General features: G+C 72.4%; 11 protein-coding genes. 9 read left to right on the top strand and 2 right to left on the bottom strand.

The genetic code is table 11. From position 1 onward, the window contains the following. The first annotated feature begins 16 nt into the window (after positions 1-16). The 4 genes from ACWDLG_RS29350 to ACWDLG_RS29335 are packed head-to-tail and all read left to right on the top strand — an operon-like array spanning position 17 to position 4,380. A complete protein-coding gene (locus ACWDLG_RS29350; RefSeq protein ID WP_449925958.1) occupies positions 17-1,240 on the top strand; it encodes a sensor histidine kinase in 1,224 nt (407 codons plus the stop codon). After that, positions 1,237-1,890: a response regulator gene (locus tag ACWDLG_RS29345; RefSeq protein WP_449925955.1), complete on the top strand. Its 654-nt coding sequence runs from the start codon at positions 1,237-1,239 to the stop codon at positions 1,888-1,890. The genes ACWDLG_RS29350 and ACWDLG_RS29345 overlap by 4 nt, the downstream gene beginning before the upstream one ends. Continuing rightward, positions 1,883-3,016, top strand: a complete 1,134-nt coding sequence (locus tag ACWDLG_RS29340) for a sensor histidine kinase (RefSeq protein ID WP_449925952.1) — start codon at positions 1,883-1,885, stop codon at positions 3,014-3,016. Before ACWDLG_RS29345 ends, ACWDLG_RS29340 begins: the two co-directional genes overlap by 8 nt. Further along, positions 3,016-4,380, top strand: a complete 1,365-nt coding sequence (locus ACWDLG_RS29335; RefSeq protein ID WP_449925949.1) for a phenylacetate--CoA ligase family protein — start codon at positions 3,016-3,018, stop codon at positions 4,378-4,380. The genes ACWDLG_RS29340 and ACWDLG_RS29335 overlap by 1 nt, the downstream gene beginning before the upstream one ends. Before the next feature lie 269 nt (positions 4,381-4,649). Here ACWDLG_RS29335 and ACWDLG_RS29330 read toward each other — a convergent pair whose 3' ends face one another. Both ACWDLG_RS29330 and arfB read right to left on the bottom strand, forming a co-directional pair. Continuing rightward, positions 4,650-5,690 (bottom strand): trypsin-like serine peptidase, encoded by a 1,041-nt coding sequence (locus ACWDLG_RS29330; protein ID WP_449925946.1) that lies wholly within the window; start codon positions 5,688-5,690, stop codon positions 4,650-4,652. 307 nt (positions 5,691-5,997) lie between these two features. Then, complete coding sequence (gene arfB / locus ACWDLG_RS29325; protein WP_354920825.1) at positions 5,998-6,405, bottom strand: alternative ribosome rescue aminoacyl-tRNA hydrolase ArfB; 408 nt, start codon at positions 6,403-6,405, stop codon at positions 5,998-6,000. Between the two features lie 125 nt (positions 6,406-6,530). Here arfB and ACWDLG_RS29320 point away from each other — a divergent pair, with 125 nt between their 5' ends. From ACWDLG_RS29320 to ACWDLG_RS29300, 5 genes are all read left to right on the top strand, one after another. Continuing rightward, positions 6,531-7,352, top strand: coding sequence for a hypothetical protein (locus ACWDLG_RS29320; protein ID WP_449925941.1), 822 nt, complete (start codon positions 6,531-6,533; stop codon positions 7,350-7,352). Between the two features lie 8 nt (positions 7,353-7,360). After that, on the top strand, positions 7,361-9,121 hold the full coding sequence (locus tag ACWDLG_RS29315; protein WP_449925938.1) for an HSP90 family protein: 1,761 nt from the start codon (positions 7,361-7,363) through the stop codon (positions 9,119-9,121). Positions 9,122-9,127: 6 nt separating this feature from the next. Further along, positions 9,128-11,740 carry a hypothetical protein gene (locus ACWDLG_RS29310; RefSeq protein WP_449925936.1) on the top strand — a complete coding sequence of 871 codons (2,613 nt, stop codon included), beginning with the start codon at positions 9,128-9,130 and terminating at the stop codon, positions 11,738-11,740. A 62-nt stretch (positions 11,741-11,802) separates the two neighbouring features. Further along, complete coding sequence (locus tag ACWDLG_RS29305) at positions 11,803-13,317, top strand: alkaline phosphatase D family protein (protein ID WP_449925934.1); 1,515 nt, start codon at positions 11,803-11,805, stop codon at positions 13,315-13,317. Between the two features lie 53 nt (positions 13,318-13,370). Next, a complete protein-coding gene (locus tag ACWDLG_RS29300; protein ID WP_449925932.1) occupies positions 13,371-13,946 on the top strand; it encodes an HAD family hydrolase in 576 nt (191 codons plus the stop codon). Positions 13,947-13,952: the final 6 nt, after the last annotated feature.

Here is a 13,952-nt window from a genome sequence, read left to right as displayed (position 1 = left end):
CACCTAGGCTGGGGCGGTGATCTCGGCCGTCCTCCAGCCGTTCGTGCTCGCGTTCTTCAGCGGCGAGGCCGATCCCCCGCCCGCCCGCTCGCCCCGCCTGCGCCGCCGGGTGCCGCGGGCGCTGCGGCCACTGGTGCCCTTCGACCACTACGACCTGGTGCAGCTGGCCGACCTCGTCGTGGCGGGAATGCTGTTCTGGATCACGCTCACGGAGCTCATCCCGTCCGGACGGCAGCCGATGGCGCAGGTCTACCTGACGGCCGTCGCCTTCTCGCTGCCGGTCGCGATGCGGGCGCGCTGGCCCCTGGCCGCGTGGCGGCTGGCACTGGTGCTGATCCTTCCGTCCCTGCACGTCGTCAGGCAGATCACCGACATGCAGCCGCCGTACCTCCAGCCGGCCATCGTGATGTACCTGCTGGTGCTCTACTCCCTGGCCGCCCGGTCGGACCGGCGCGTCACTGCGGTGGGCTGGCTGACCTCGGTGCTGACCGTCTGGATCGTCGACGCGAAGTCGATGGCGCTGGCCTCGGTCGCCATGACGGTGATCCTGCTGTTCGGCTACAACGTCCGGGTACGGCGCCGCGCCACCGCGAGCAGGGACGAGGCGATCGGGGAACGGTACGTCATGGCCGAGCGGGCGCGGATCGCCAGGGAACTGCACGACGTCGTCGCCCACCATCTGTCGGTCATCGCGATCCAGGCGGAGGCCGTACCCATGGAGGCCCGAGGGGACGTGGCGCGCCTGGAGGCGGGCCTCGCCGAGATCCGCGGGCTGTCGCTGGAGGCGATCAAGGAGTTGCGGCAGGTCCTCGGCGTGCTGCGCGACCACGAGGGCCGCGCCGACACCACGCCGCCGCCCGCCCTCGACAGGCTCGACGACCTGGTCGGCAACGCCCGTTCGGCGGGGCTGACCGTGCGGGTGAAGCGTTCGGGTGAGCTGGAGGAGGTGCCCACGGCCATGGCCGTCTCGGCCTACAGGATCGTGCAAGAATCGCTCAGCAACGCCATGCGGCACGCGCCGGGCTCGGCCGTCGCCGTCGAGGTCGCCTGGAGCGGCGGCCTGCGGGTCCGTGTCGCCAACGGCCCCGGGCGCGGGCCAGGCGACGCGCCCGGCGCCGGTCACGGGCTGATCGGCATGCGCGAGCGGGCCACCCTGCTCGGCGGGTCGCTGGAGGCGGGTCCCACGGAAGGGGGCGGGTTCGAGGTGGAGGCCGTGCTGCCGGTGGAGTCGGGCTCATGATCCGGGTGCTGATCGCCGACGACCAGGGCATGGTCCGCACGGGTTTCACGGTCTTCCTCAGCAGCCAGCCCGACATCGAGGTGGTGGGCGAGGCGGCCAACGGCCAGGAGGCGGTCGAGCGGGTGGCCGAGCTGAAGCCCGACGTCGTGCTGATGGACGTCCGGATGCCGGTCATGGACGGCCTGGAGGCCACGCGCAGGCTCATGGCCGCCGGTGACGCCAAGGTGCTGATCCTGACCACCTTCGACCTCGACGACTACGTCTACGAGGCGTTACGGGCGGGCGCCAGCGGCTTCCTGCTGAAGGACGCCTCCGCCGCCCAGCTGGCCGAGGCCGTGCGCGTCGTGGCGGCCGGGGAGGCGCTGATCGCGCCCGCGGTCACCAAGCGGCTGATCCACGAGTTCGCGCGGCTGGGCGGGCCGCGGGCGCCGTCGGTGAAGCGGCTGGCGGAGCTGACCGAACGGGAGACCGAGGTGCTGACGCTGATCGCGCAGGGGCTGTCCAACCTCGAGATCGCCGAACGGCTCGTGGTCGCCGAGCAGACGGTGAAGACACACGTCGGCAGGGTGCTGACCAAGCTCGACCTGCGCGACAGGGCCCAGGCGATCGTCTACGCCTACGAGACGGGGCTGGTCCGTCCCGGTGAATGACCCGAAGTGGCACCTGTCGCCGCGGATGCTGCTGCTCCTCGACGTGGTGACCGCGCTGGTGCTGTTCTGGTTCACCACCGGCGACATGATCTCCAGTAGCGGGCCGATGCGGCTCCAGCCGGGCGGCCTCGACGTGCCCACGCACGACGGGATCATCACGCTGGTGGCGGCCGTCGCCTCGGTGCCCGTCGCGCTGCGCAGGCCGGCGCCCATCCCCGCGTGGGCACTGGCGACCACCACGCTGCTGGTCAACCCCTACCCCGGCATCGGGGTCGTCTCGGTCGGCGGGCTCGCGCTGGTGCTGTGCGCCTACACGATCGCGACGCGGGTCAGAGTGGCGGGCGCCGTCGCGGTGTGGATCGGCACGACGCTGGCCGAGGTCCTGTTCCGGCCGCAGCCGTTCGGCCTGGAACTGCTGCTCCTGCCGGTGGTGCTGGTGCTCGGCCAGGTGGTCGGGGCGCGGCGCCGTACGCAGGTGGAGCTGGCGGCGCAGACCGAGCAGACCATGGCCGCGCAGGCGGTGGCCGAGGAGCGGCTGCGGATCGCGCGCGAGCTGCACGACGTGGTCGCACATCACATGTCGGCCATCGCCATCCAGTCGGAGGCGGTACGGCTGCGCGCCGGCGGCGACCCCGCCGTCCTCGACACCGGTCTCGCCGAGGTGCGGGAGATGTCGCTGGAGGCGATGTCGCAGATGCGGCAGATCGTCGGCACCTTGCGCCAGGCGCCAGCGCCCGGCCTCGACCGTCTCGACGAGCTGGTCGCGACGGTCCGCGCGGCGGGGCACCCGGTGACGGTGACCGGCGCCGCCGACGCCGCCGGCGCCGTCCCCGCGCCGGTCAGCGAGGCGGCCTACCGGATCCTCCAGGAGTCGCTGTCCAACACGATGCGGCACGCGCCCGGCGCGGCCGTGCGCGTCGACGTCGACCGGACCGGCGACGAGCTCGTGGTCGCCGTCGCCAACGAGGCGCCGCGCCGTTCCGCGCCCATGAGCGCGGGAGGGCACGGGATCACCGGCATGCGGGAGCGGGCCGACCTGCTCGGCGGGACGCTGGAGGCGCGGCCGGCCCCCGACGGCGGCTTCGAGGTGCGGGCCAGGCTGCCGCTGCGCCGTACCATCGGCTGATGGACCCGGTGGATCTCTTCCGGCGGACGGCGGCGACGGTCCCCGCCTACCGCGCCTTCCTCGCCGCGCACGACATCGACCCGGCGCGGGTCACGAGCCTGCGTGACTTCGCCAGGCTGCCCATGACCACCAAGCAGACCTACACCCGCCGCTACCCGCTGCCCGACCTGTGCCGCGGCGGCACGATCGGCGACATGATCGCCGTCTCCTCCGGATCGACCGGCACGCCGTCCTTCTGGCCCCGGTCGGCTGAGGACGAGCGGGTCATCGCCGCCAGGTTCGAGGAGATCTTCAGGGACGCGTTCGGCGCCCGCGACAAGCGCACGCTCGCCGTCGTGTGCTTCGCGCTCGGCACCTGGGTCGGCGGCCTGTTCACCCTCGCCTGCCTGCGCCACCTGGCCGGACGCGGCTACCCGATCACCTCGATCGCGCCCGGCAGCGACAAGCGCGAGATCGTCCGGGTGATCCCCGAGCTGGCCCCGCACTTCGACCAGGTCGTCCTGCTCGGCTACCCGCCCTTCCTCAAGGACGTCATCGACACCGGCGGCCTGCCGTGGCGCGACTACGCGATCAAGATGGTCACCGCGGGCGAGGTCTTCAGCGAGGAATGGCGGTCGCTGGTGGCCGAGCGCGCGGGCATGACCGACCCGACCCGCGACACCGCCTCCCTGTACGGCACCGCCGACGCGGGCGTCCTCGGCAACGAGACGCCGCTGTCGATCGAGATCCGCCGCTTCCTGGCCGCCCACCCCGGCACCGCCAGGGAGATCTTCGGCGAGTCGCGGCTGCCGACGCTCGTGCAGTACGACCCGGAGGTGCGCTTCTTCGAGGAGCACGAAGGCACGCTGCTGTTCTCCGGCGACAACGGGATCCCGCTCGTCCGCTACCACATCGCCGACGAGGGCGGGCTGCTGCCGTACGAGAGGATGCTGGGCCTGCTCGCCGGGCACGGCTTCACCCCGTCGGCCCCCGGCCCCGAGCGGCCGTTCGTCTACGTCTTCGGGCGCAGCCACTTCACCGTGTCCTACTACGGCGCGAACGTCTACCCCGAGAACATCGCCGTCGGGTTGGAGCAGCCGGAGGTGAGCGGGATGGTCAGCGGCAAGTTCGTGCTGGAGGTGGTCGAGGACGAACAGCGCGACCGGCGGCTGACGGTCACGGTCGAGCTGATGCCGGGGCTGCGGCCCGACGAGCGGACCGCGCGGGCCGTCGGAAGCTCGATCCTGGCGCAGCTGCGCAGGCTCAACAGCGAGTTCGCCGCCTACGTCCCCCGGGAGAGACAGGCGCCGGAGATCAGGCTGCGCGAGACCGGCGACCCCGAGTACTTCCCGCCCGGCGCCAAGCACCGCTACACGCGGGCGTGATCTCAGCGCGGCGGTTCGAAGGGGTTGACGACGGACACGCCCCATCCCCTCGAAGTCTTTGACGTTCCTGCCCACCAGCGGTCCACCCGTTCGCTCTGGCCGTCGCGGCGATCAGGCCGCCCGTGCTCGGGAGCGGGCGGATGGCGTTCAGGCGTCCCCATTCTTCGGCGGTCTCCGAGGTGATGGGAATGATGCGGTCGCCGAATACAAGATCACATACAGCCACAGCGCCCGCCACTCGGGGCGGGCGCGGCGGGGACGGCGGCTGTCTAGGCGATGGGGCCGGCCCAGAAATTGGCGGCCTCCCGGTAGACCTCTTTCACCTCACCGTCGAAGTACGGCGAGACGCCGGTGTCGTACCGATTGTCGCCATCGGTGTCGGACACGCTGATCGTGATGCCGTTGAGATAGCCGAGACGGCTGTCGCTCCTGTAATGGGTCAGCCAGGAGGACCCGAGAGCGCCTTCACCGGTGAGCGGGGAGTCCACGCCGATGAGCCGGTCCGCGGGCAGGCCCGTGACCTTCATCGTGAACGTCGAGCCGGTCGACCATTCGAGGGTCTCGCCCGTGTAGGGCCGCCTGCCGTCGGGGTGGGGGCCGGCGGGGTAGCCGAAGACGTCGACCGTGGGCGCGAGCGGCTGGTTGAACGCGAACCCCTGGCCGCCGACGTTGTCGACCAGCCTCCCGACATTGGTCAGCACGTCCGGGGAAGGGGAGACGACGCCGTTGTACACGTTGACGAAGGCGAAGTCCCGGTCGTAGTCCCGGTAGACGTCGAAGTCGTAGTGAGCGCTTGCCTGCTTCCCGACGTACAGGCCGAACGGGGTCGTGCCCTCGGAGTAGCCGGGGACGAAGACCCACTTGGCCAGAGGGCCGTCCGGGGCCTCGGTGTCGAACAGGCAGTGACCTGCCGTGGCGACGAGGTTCTTGAAGTTCGACTGCACAGCCGTGCCGGTGCACCAGTGCGGCTGGAGGTCGCTGCCGATGAAGAACACCTTGCCCGAGGTCGTGGGCGTCTTCCCCTTCGACGAGGGCGGCCCCTCCACCGGTGCGACGGCCCCAGGGAGGCCGTCCGGGACGACGTCCGTGGACAGGCGCTCCCCGCCGACCTCGGTCCGCACGGTGTACGGCGTGGCGTTCTTCAGGTTGGCGGCTCCGTCGGCGAGCCAGAATCTCGCGATCTGCTGAGCCGCCGTCACGTTGGCGGCCAGCGGGACCACCACCCCGCTCGCGGCCTGGGCCGGCTCGGTGACGACAGCGGAACCCAGCACGCTCAAGCCGACGCCTAACGCGATCAGCGCACGCCTCAAGGTCGATCTCCCATCGGGTCGTGGGGCGTCTTCACGCCCCTTCAGCATGGAGAGCCGGCCGATCGGCACGGCCGGCCATCACCAAGATCGTAACCTTGACTTGGAGAGTTTTAGATCACATGTTCGACACAAGCGACGGTAGCCGGGCGACCGTCACCCCGGGTGGCTGAGGTGGGAGCTGACGCGGCCCGTCCGATCGCGAGGTCCCGTCGGACGGCGTCTTGGCGCGCCCGCTGGGACGCCAGGAGCGGCGCGGTCAGGTCGACCTGGATCGACGCGCCGTGCCGGAGGGGCCGCCGGCCCAAGCTCAGATGTCGCGGCGCAGGCGCTTGACGTCGGAGCGGTGCTTCTTGGTGGCCAGGCGGCGCTCGATGGAGCCCTTGCTGGGCTTGGTCGGACGGCGTCGCTTGGGCGGCGGCGCGATCGCCTCGCGGACGCGCTGGGCCAGCCGGTGGGCGGCGGCCTCGCGGTTGCGCAGCTGGGAGCGGTACTCCGACGCCACCACCGTGATCACCGGCGACGGCAGCCGTTCCAGCGCGCGGGCCTTGAGCGTGGGCGGCAGCGCCGTGCTCGCGGCCACGTCGAACAGCAGCTCCACCCTGCTGTCGGTGGTGTTGACCCCCTGACCGCCCGGGCCCGAGGAACGGGAGAAACGCCATACGAGCTCGTCGCCGGGAATGGCGATCGAGTCGTTGACGATCAACAGGCCGGCCATCGGGACACCTCCCCTCGTGAAAGCCCCAGCAACTCGTGAGAACCCCTGCAAACCGTATCCGGATGGCCTATGCCCCGAGCAACAAGGTTTTTCCGGTCATCCATCCGCAAGCCCGCCATGGCACCATGTCCCGCACAACGTGGGGAGTGATCATGGCGGTGATCGTCGGTGTGCACGGCATCGGCAAGTACAACTACTACCTCCAGGCCGGCCGGTCGGTGGAAGGCGCGGCCGAGGCGATGCGGGCGAAGTGGAACCGCTATCTCGGCGCCGGACCGGCCGGTTTCGCGGAGGTGGCCTACTACGCCCACCATCTCAACGACCAGGGCAAGGCCAAGCGGGTCGAGACGATGGGCGCCCGGGAGCAGCAGGTCTTCGTCGACTGGGCCAAGCAGTCGGGTGTGGGCGAGACCTTCACGGGCGCGCTGAAGGCGTTCACGGGATGGTTGCTGAACCGGCTGGACACCAGGGCCGCGGCCTTCGCCGCCCTGTTCTGCCCCGAGGTGGCCGCCTATCTCACCGATGAGATACGGCGCGAGCGGTGCCAGGACGCGGTGGCCGAGGTGCTCAGGCGGCACGCGCCCCGGGTCGTGGTCGCCCATTCGCTCGGCAGCGTCGTCGCCTACGAGACCCTGCACGCCCATCCGGACATCGAGGTGGACCTGCTGGTCACCCTGGGCAGCCCGCTCGGCATGCGCAACGTGGTGTTCGAGCGGCTGCTGCCGGCTCCGGTGGCCGGCCTGGGCGAGCGGCCGAAGGGGGTGCGGCGCTGGGTCAACATCGCCGACAAGGACGACATCGCGGCCATCCCGCCCGCCCTGCGTGACTGCTTCACCGGGGTGGACGTCGAGGCGCTGGTGAATCTGGACTGGCTGGACTTCCACACCGCGGAGAAATACCTCGGCTGTGCCGCGTTACATGAGCATCTGCGGCCATACCTGGCATAGTGTCGGGCGTGGAAAATGCCTTTCAGGTGGATTTGCGGGGTGTCGTCGATCTACTGAGCCGTCACCTGTACTCCAGTCCGCGGGTCTACGTGCGCGAACTGCTGCAGAACGCGGCCGACGCCATCACCGCCCGCGGGGAAGGCGGCGGCCGGGTCGCGATCGAGGTCGCCGAGGGGCAGGTGCGCGTCCACGACGACGGCGTCGGCCTGACCGAGGACGAGGTGCACACCCTGCTGGCCACCATCGGCCGCTCGTCCAAGCGCGACGAGCTGGGGTTCGCCAGGCACGAGTTCCTCGGGCAGTTCGGCATCGGGCTGCTGTCGGGCTTCCTGGTGGCCGACGAGATCCACGTCGAGACCAGGTCGGTGACCGGCACACCCACCGTGAGCTGGACCGGCAGGTCCGACGGCACCTACCGGGTGGCGCCGGCGACCGCCGAGCGGGCCGCGCCCGGCACCACGGTCACCCTGCGGGCCCGCAGGGACGCCGCCGAATGGGTCGACGCCCGCACCGTCACCGAGCTGGCCGCCCTGTACGGCTCGCTGCTGCCGATCACCGTCACGGTCGACGGCGTCGTGACGACCACCGACCCGCCGTGGCTGGCCCGGTACGACAGCCCTGACGCGCGCCGGGCCGCGCTGCTGGAGTACGGCAGGCAGCTGTTCGGTTTCACCCCCTTCGACGTCGTCGACCTGGACGTCCCCGAGGCGGCGCTGACCGGTGTCGCGTTCGTGCTGCCCAGCCCCGCCAACCCGACCGCCCGCGCCGGCCACCGGGTCTACCTCAAGCGCATGCTGCTCACCGAGCGCGCCGAGGGTGTGCTGCCCGACTGGGCGTTCTTCGCCCGCTGCGTCGTGGACGCGGGAGAGCTGCGCCCCACTGCCAGCCGCGAGGCCCTCTACGAGGACGACCTCCTGGAGCACACCCGCGAGCAGCTCGGCCGCCAGCTGCGCGAATGGCTCGTCCGGCTGGCCGAGACCGACCCGGCCCGGCTGCGCGCCTTCCTGCGCCTGCACCACCTGGGCGTCAAGGCCCTGGCCCTGCACGACGACGACATGCTGCGCCTGGTCGACAGGTGGCTGGAGTTCGAGACCAGCGACGGCCCGATGACGCTCGCCCAGTTCAGGACCCGCCATCCGCAGGGCCGTTTCACCGCGAGCGTCGACGAGTTCCGCCAGCTGTCGGCCGTGTCGGGCGCCCAGGGCGTCGGCCTGATCAACGGCGGTTACGTCTACGACAGCGACATCCTGCGGCGCCTGCCGAGGATCGACCCGGACGCCCGTCTCGACCGCCTCGACCCGGGCGAGCTGGCCACCCACCTCGGCCCCGTCGACCCCGGCGCGGACCTGGCCGCCAGGCCGTTCGTCGCCGCGGCCGCCCGGGTCCTCGACCCTCTCGGCTGCGAGCTGGTGCTGCGCGACTTCGACCCGGCCTCGCTGCCCGCCCTCTACCTGACCAGCCGCGCCGCCGAGCATCAGGCCGAGCTGCGCGAGGCACGGCAGGCCGCCGACGACCTGTGGGCCGACGTGCTCGGCGCCATGGAGCGGACCGTCGCCGCCGACCGCCCCCGCCTGGTGCTCAACCACCGCAACCCGCTCGTGCGCCGCGTGGTGCTGCTCAAGGACCTGTCGCTGGCCGCCACCGCGGTGGAGGCGCTGTACGGCATGGCGCTGCTGCACGGACACCACCCGCTGCGCGCGGCCGACACCGCCGCGCTGAACCGCTCGTTCCTCGGCCTGCTCGACTGGGCCGTGCTGGGCAAGGAGTGAGTACCGATGGCCGACGTTGAGGAGATGCTGGACCAGGCCAGGCAGATGCCGTACGGCGAGGCCAGGTCCGTGCTGCTCGAACAGGCGCTCAAGGCCTGCGCGCACGACCCGGAGCTGGCCTTCGAGGTGCGGCTGGAGCTGACCGAGGCCTACCAGTACGGCGCCGAGCCGGCCAAGTCGTTCGCCACCTTCTCCCGCTCCGTCGCCGAGTACGACGCCGATCCCGGGCGCTGGTCGGCCTGGCACACCTACAGCCTGCTGTGGCAGTACAAGTGGATCGTCAGCGACATGCGCCGCTTCCCGGAAATCCCGCTGCAGCGCGCCTACGACGCGCTGGCGGAGATGGAGCGGCGCTACGCCGCGGCGGGCTACGGCCCGCACGCCGTCCACACCCAGCGCACCTATGTCGCCGAGCACATCGGCGACAGGGCCGCGGCCGAGGAGTGGTTCCACCGGTGGCAGACCACGCCGCGCGACGACATGTCCGACTGCGAGGGCTGCGACCCCAGCGGCAAGGTGTGGTACCTGGCCTGGATGGGACGCGACGAGGAGGCCATCGAGCTGGCCGCGCCCGTCGTCGCGGGGCACCTGACCTGCCACGTCCAGCCGCAGGGCATTCTCGGCAACCTGCTGCTGCCGTACGTGCGGACCGGGCGGCTGGAGCAGGCCGCCGCCGCGCACCTGCGCGCCTACCGGATCGTCCAGGGCGACGCCAACTACGTCGACGACTTCGGCGACCACCTGGAGTTCTGCGCCCTCACCGGCAACGAGACCCGCGGCCTGGAGATCCTGCAGCGCGAGCTGCCGCTGCTGGACCGCTCCCCCACGCCGAGCGACCACATGTACTTCGCCGGGTGCGCCGCGCTGCTGCTGCGCCGCCTGGAGGAGCTGGGCCACGGCGGGCTGACCGTACGCAGGAACGGCGCGGACGTGCCCGTCGGCCGCCTGCGTGAGGAGCTGGAGACGACCGCCAGGGACCTGGCCGCCCGATTCGACGCCCGCAACGGCACCGGCGAGCAGACCCGCAGGCTGGAGGCGAGACTGGCGGCCGAGCCGCTGGTCGAGCACCTGCCGCTGACGCCGCACGCGCGCAGGGTCACGATCCCGTCCGCAGCGCCCGCCCGGCCGCCCGCCGGCGCGGGTCCCGACGAACTGCTCGACCTGGCCGAGGACGCGTGGCGGCGCAGCGACCACGACGCGGCCCTGGCCGCGTGGGAGCGTTACGACGAGGTCGGCGGCCCGGCCGGCGGGCGGCGCACCGACGGGCTCGGCTTGGCCGCGCTCATGGCCGGCGACGTGGAGCGGGCGCGGGAGCTGTGGGTCCGCGCCGCCGAGCTCCACGCCCAGGCCGGCGACGAGGCGCGCAGGCAGGTCGCGCTCGGCAGGCTCGGGCTGCTCGCGCAGGACGGGCTGCCGCTGGTGGAGGAGTCGTACCGGTGGCTGTCGGCCCACGGCGACGAGCGGCAGCGGGCGGGCGCGCGGTCACGGCTGGCCCAGGCGTACGCGGGCGCCGGCCGGGCCGGCGAGGCGATCACGCTGCTGGAAGGGGCGCGGGAGGGCGGGCTGCTGGCGCTGCTGGCCCACCTCCACGCCGACGACGGCGACCCCGGGCGTGCGGCCGAGGCGGCGCGAACGGCACGCCAGGCGCTGCGGGCCGAGGGCGACGTGCTCACCCTGGCCAGGACGGCGCTGTTCCACGGCCGGCTCATCCGGCGGCACGGCGGCGACCTGGAGGAGCTTCTCGGCGCCTTCGGCGAGGCGCTGGCCGTGGCGCCGCGCACGGAGGCGGGGCTGCGCGCGTTCGCGCACGCCTCCAGGGGCGAGGTGCTGGTCATGGTGGACCGCGCCGCGGAGGCGGTCGAGGACCTGATCGAGGCCGTGGCCCTGTTCACCGCGCTCGGCGACGCCCACGCCGCCGCCCTCGCCAGGGTCGACCTGGCCGCCGCCTACCTGGCGACCGACCGGCCCATGGAGGCGGCGATCGCGGCCGAGGAGGCCCTGGCCGTACTCGACGCCGGCGACCCGGCCCCCAGCCGCACGGACGACGGCGGCACGGACGACGGGGGCACGGACGACGGGGGCACGGACGGCGGGGACGCCCACGATCTCGACAACGTCACCAGCCTCAGGTGGACGCGGGCCAACGCCCTGCGCCTGATGGGCGAGCAGGAGGCGGCGCTGGCCGACTTCACCGCCCTCGTCGCGATGTACGCGCATCCGCTGCAGTCGGCCAGGGCGGCGGAGTCCGCGGCGGGCATCCTCGACGAGCTGGACCGCGACGAGGAGGCCGCCGAGACCTTCGCCGTCGCGGCCGACCGCTACCGGGCCGCGGGCGAGACCGACGACCAGGCCAGGACGACCCGCCGCCACGCCATGTCGCTGCACTGGTCGGGCCGGAGCGCGGACGCCGCCGAGGCGCTGGCCGAGGCGCGGTCCCTGACCGGGGACCCGTTCCAGCTGGCCGCCCTCGCCTACGACGAGGCCCGCGTCCTGAACGCCCTCGGCAGGCGGGAGGAGGCGCTGCGGCGCGCCCGCGAGGCGGTCGGCCGCTTCACCGAGCTCGGCGACGAGCGCGCGACCGACATGGCGAACGAGCTGCTCACCTGGCTGGAGGAGTGATGTTCACCTCCGCTTGACTCGGCTGTCATGACCGGGTCAGCGGAGGAGGACATACCTGGGGCGTGGAACGCAGAACCTTCCTCGCCGCCACGGCCGCCTCCTTCCTCCTTCCGCCCTCGCAGCCTTTCCTGCCGCCCTCGCGGGCCCTCGCCGGTGACCCGTTCACGCTCGGCGTCGCCTCGGGAGACCCCACCACCGACGGTTTCGTGCTGTGGACCAGGCTCGCGCTCGACCCGCTGAGCGGGGACGGGCGCGGCGGCATGCCCTCGCGCTCCTTCGACGTCGACTGGCAGATCTCCGCCGACGAGCGCTTCTCCAGGATCGTCCGGTCCGGTACGGCGAGCGCCACGCCCGACACCGCGCACAGCGTCCACGTCGAAGCGCAGGGGCTGGAGCCGGGACGGGAGTACTTCTACCGGTTCAGGACCGAGGGCAGGCTGTCGCGGGCCGGCCGTACCAGGACGACGCCGCAGGGCGCCCAGCCGCTCAACTTCGTGGTGGCCGCCTGCGCCCACTACGAGCACGGCTACTACACCGCCTACCGCCGTCTGGCCGAGCAGGAGCCCGACCTGGTCGTGCACCTGGGCGACTACATGTACGAGTACGGCCCGAGCGGATACACCGCGCTGGCCGGAAGGGTCCGCACCCACACCCCCGGCAAGTGCGAGACCCTGGCCGACTACCGGCTGCGCCACGCGCAGTACAAGAGCGACCGTGACCTGCAGAAGGCGCACGCCGTCGCGCCGTGGCTGGTGGCCTTCGACGACCACGAGGTGGAGAACAACTGGGCGGGGCCCGTCTCCAGCACCGGCGCCCCCGACTTCGCCCGGCGCAGGACGATGGCCTTCCGTGCCTACTACGAGAACATGCCGCTGCGCCGCGCCAGCGTCCAGGGCGCGGTCCTGCGGGTCAACCGGCGGGTCTCGTGGGGCACGCTGGCCCGCTTCCATCTGCTCGACACCCGCCAGTTCAGGGACGACCAGGCCTGCCTCGACGGCGTGCGCGCCTCCTGCGACGAGCGCCTGTCGGCGGGCCGTACCCTCCTGGGCGACGCGCAGCGGCGCTGGCTGGCGGAGGGGCTGCGCACGTCGCCCACCCGGTGGAACCTGCTCGGCCAGCAGATCATCATGGCGCAGCGCGACTACAAGGTCGGGCCGGGCCGCGAGGTCAACCTGGATTCCTGGGACGGCTACGCGCCCGAGCGCGACCGCCTGCTCGGGTGGATGCGGGAGAGCGCCAACCCGGTGGTGCTGACCGGCGACGCCCACATGCACCACGCGGCCGAGCTCAAGCTCGACTTCGACGACCCCTCCTCGCCCGTGGTCGCCCGCGAGCTGGTGACCTCCTCCGTCGCCAGCGACGGCGACGGCTACCGCGACAAGGCGTGGATCGCCGAGGCGCTGGCCGAGAACCCGCACATCTCCTACATCGACCAGCGGCGCGGCTACATCGCCGCCAGGCTCACCGCGTCGGAGCTGTCGGTCGACTTCAGGACCCTCGACTACATCTCCCGCAAGGGCGCCCCCGCCAGGACCGCCAGGTCGCTCACCATCCCCGCCGCCCCGCCCGGCCGCTGACCCGCCCCGGCGCCCGCCCACGCGTGATCGATCGGTGGGTTAGCGTCTTCGTCATGACCTGGGTGCTCTTCGACTACGGAAACGTCCTGTCCCTCCCCCAGCCGCAGGCGGACGTCGCCGCCATGGCGAGCGCCGCGGGCGCCGACCTGGAGTCCTTCGAGCGCGGCTACTGGGCGCACCGCCTGGACTTCGACCGGGGCACGCTGACCCCGCGCGCCTTCTGGTCCCTCGCGCTCGGCCGCGACGTCGGCGACGAGGAGCTGGCGACCCTCGTCGGGCTGGACGTCGCCAGCTGGTCGTACCCCAACCCCGGCACCGTGGCCGTCATGGAACGGCTGCCGCGCGTCGCGCTGCTGTCCAACGCCCCCGAATGCGTCGCCGAGGGGATCGACGGCCTGCCCTGGCTGGCCGGCATCGGGCCGCGCTTCTACAGCGCCAGGATGGGCCTGGTCAAGCCCGACCCGGAGATCTATCTCGCCGTGCTCGACGGGCTGGGCGCCCGCCCGCACGAGGTGACGTTCGTCGACGACCGGCTGGAGAACGTCGAGGCCGCCGCGCGGCTCGGCATCACCGGCGTCCACTTCAGGGGGCCCGGCGACCTGGCGGCCCTGCCACGACAGGTGGGATGAGCCCGG

This window comes from Nonomuraea sp. NPDC003727 (assembly GCF_053586935.1).
Note: the sequence above shows the minus strand (reverse complement) of the source record. Positions and strands in the feature narration are given on the sequence as shown.

Excerpts from the sequence above, each read along its gene's own strand:
- ACWDLG_RS29300 (WP_449925932.1), top strand. The coding sequence starts at position 13,371 with ATGACCTGGGTGCTCTTCGACTACGGAAACGTCCTGTCCCTCCCCCAG.
- arfB (WP_354920825.1), bottom strand. The coding sequence starts at position 6,405 with ATGGCCGGCCTGTTGATCGTCAACGACTCGATCGCCATTCCCGGCGAC.
- ACWDLG_RS29335 (WP_449925949.1), top strand. The coding sequence starts at position 3,016 with ATGGACCCGGTGGATCTCTTCCGGCGGACGGCGGCGACGGTCCCCGCC.
- ACWDLG_RS29345 (WP_449925955.1), top strand. The coding sequence starts at position 1,237 with ATGATCCGGGTGCTGATCGCCGACGACCAGGGCATGGTCCGCACGGGT.
- ACWDLG_RS29310 (WP_449925936.1), top strand. The coding sequence starts at position 9,128 with ATGGCCGACGTTGAGGAGATGCTGGACCAGGCCAGGCAGATGCCGTAC.
- ACWDLG_RS29320 (WP_449925941.1), top strand. The coding sequence starts at position 6,531 with ATGTCCCGCACAACGTGGGGAGTGATCATGGCGGTGATCGTCGGTGTG.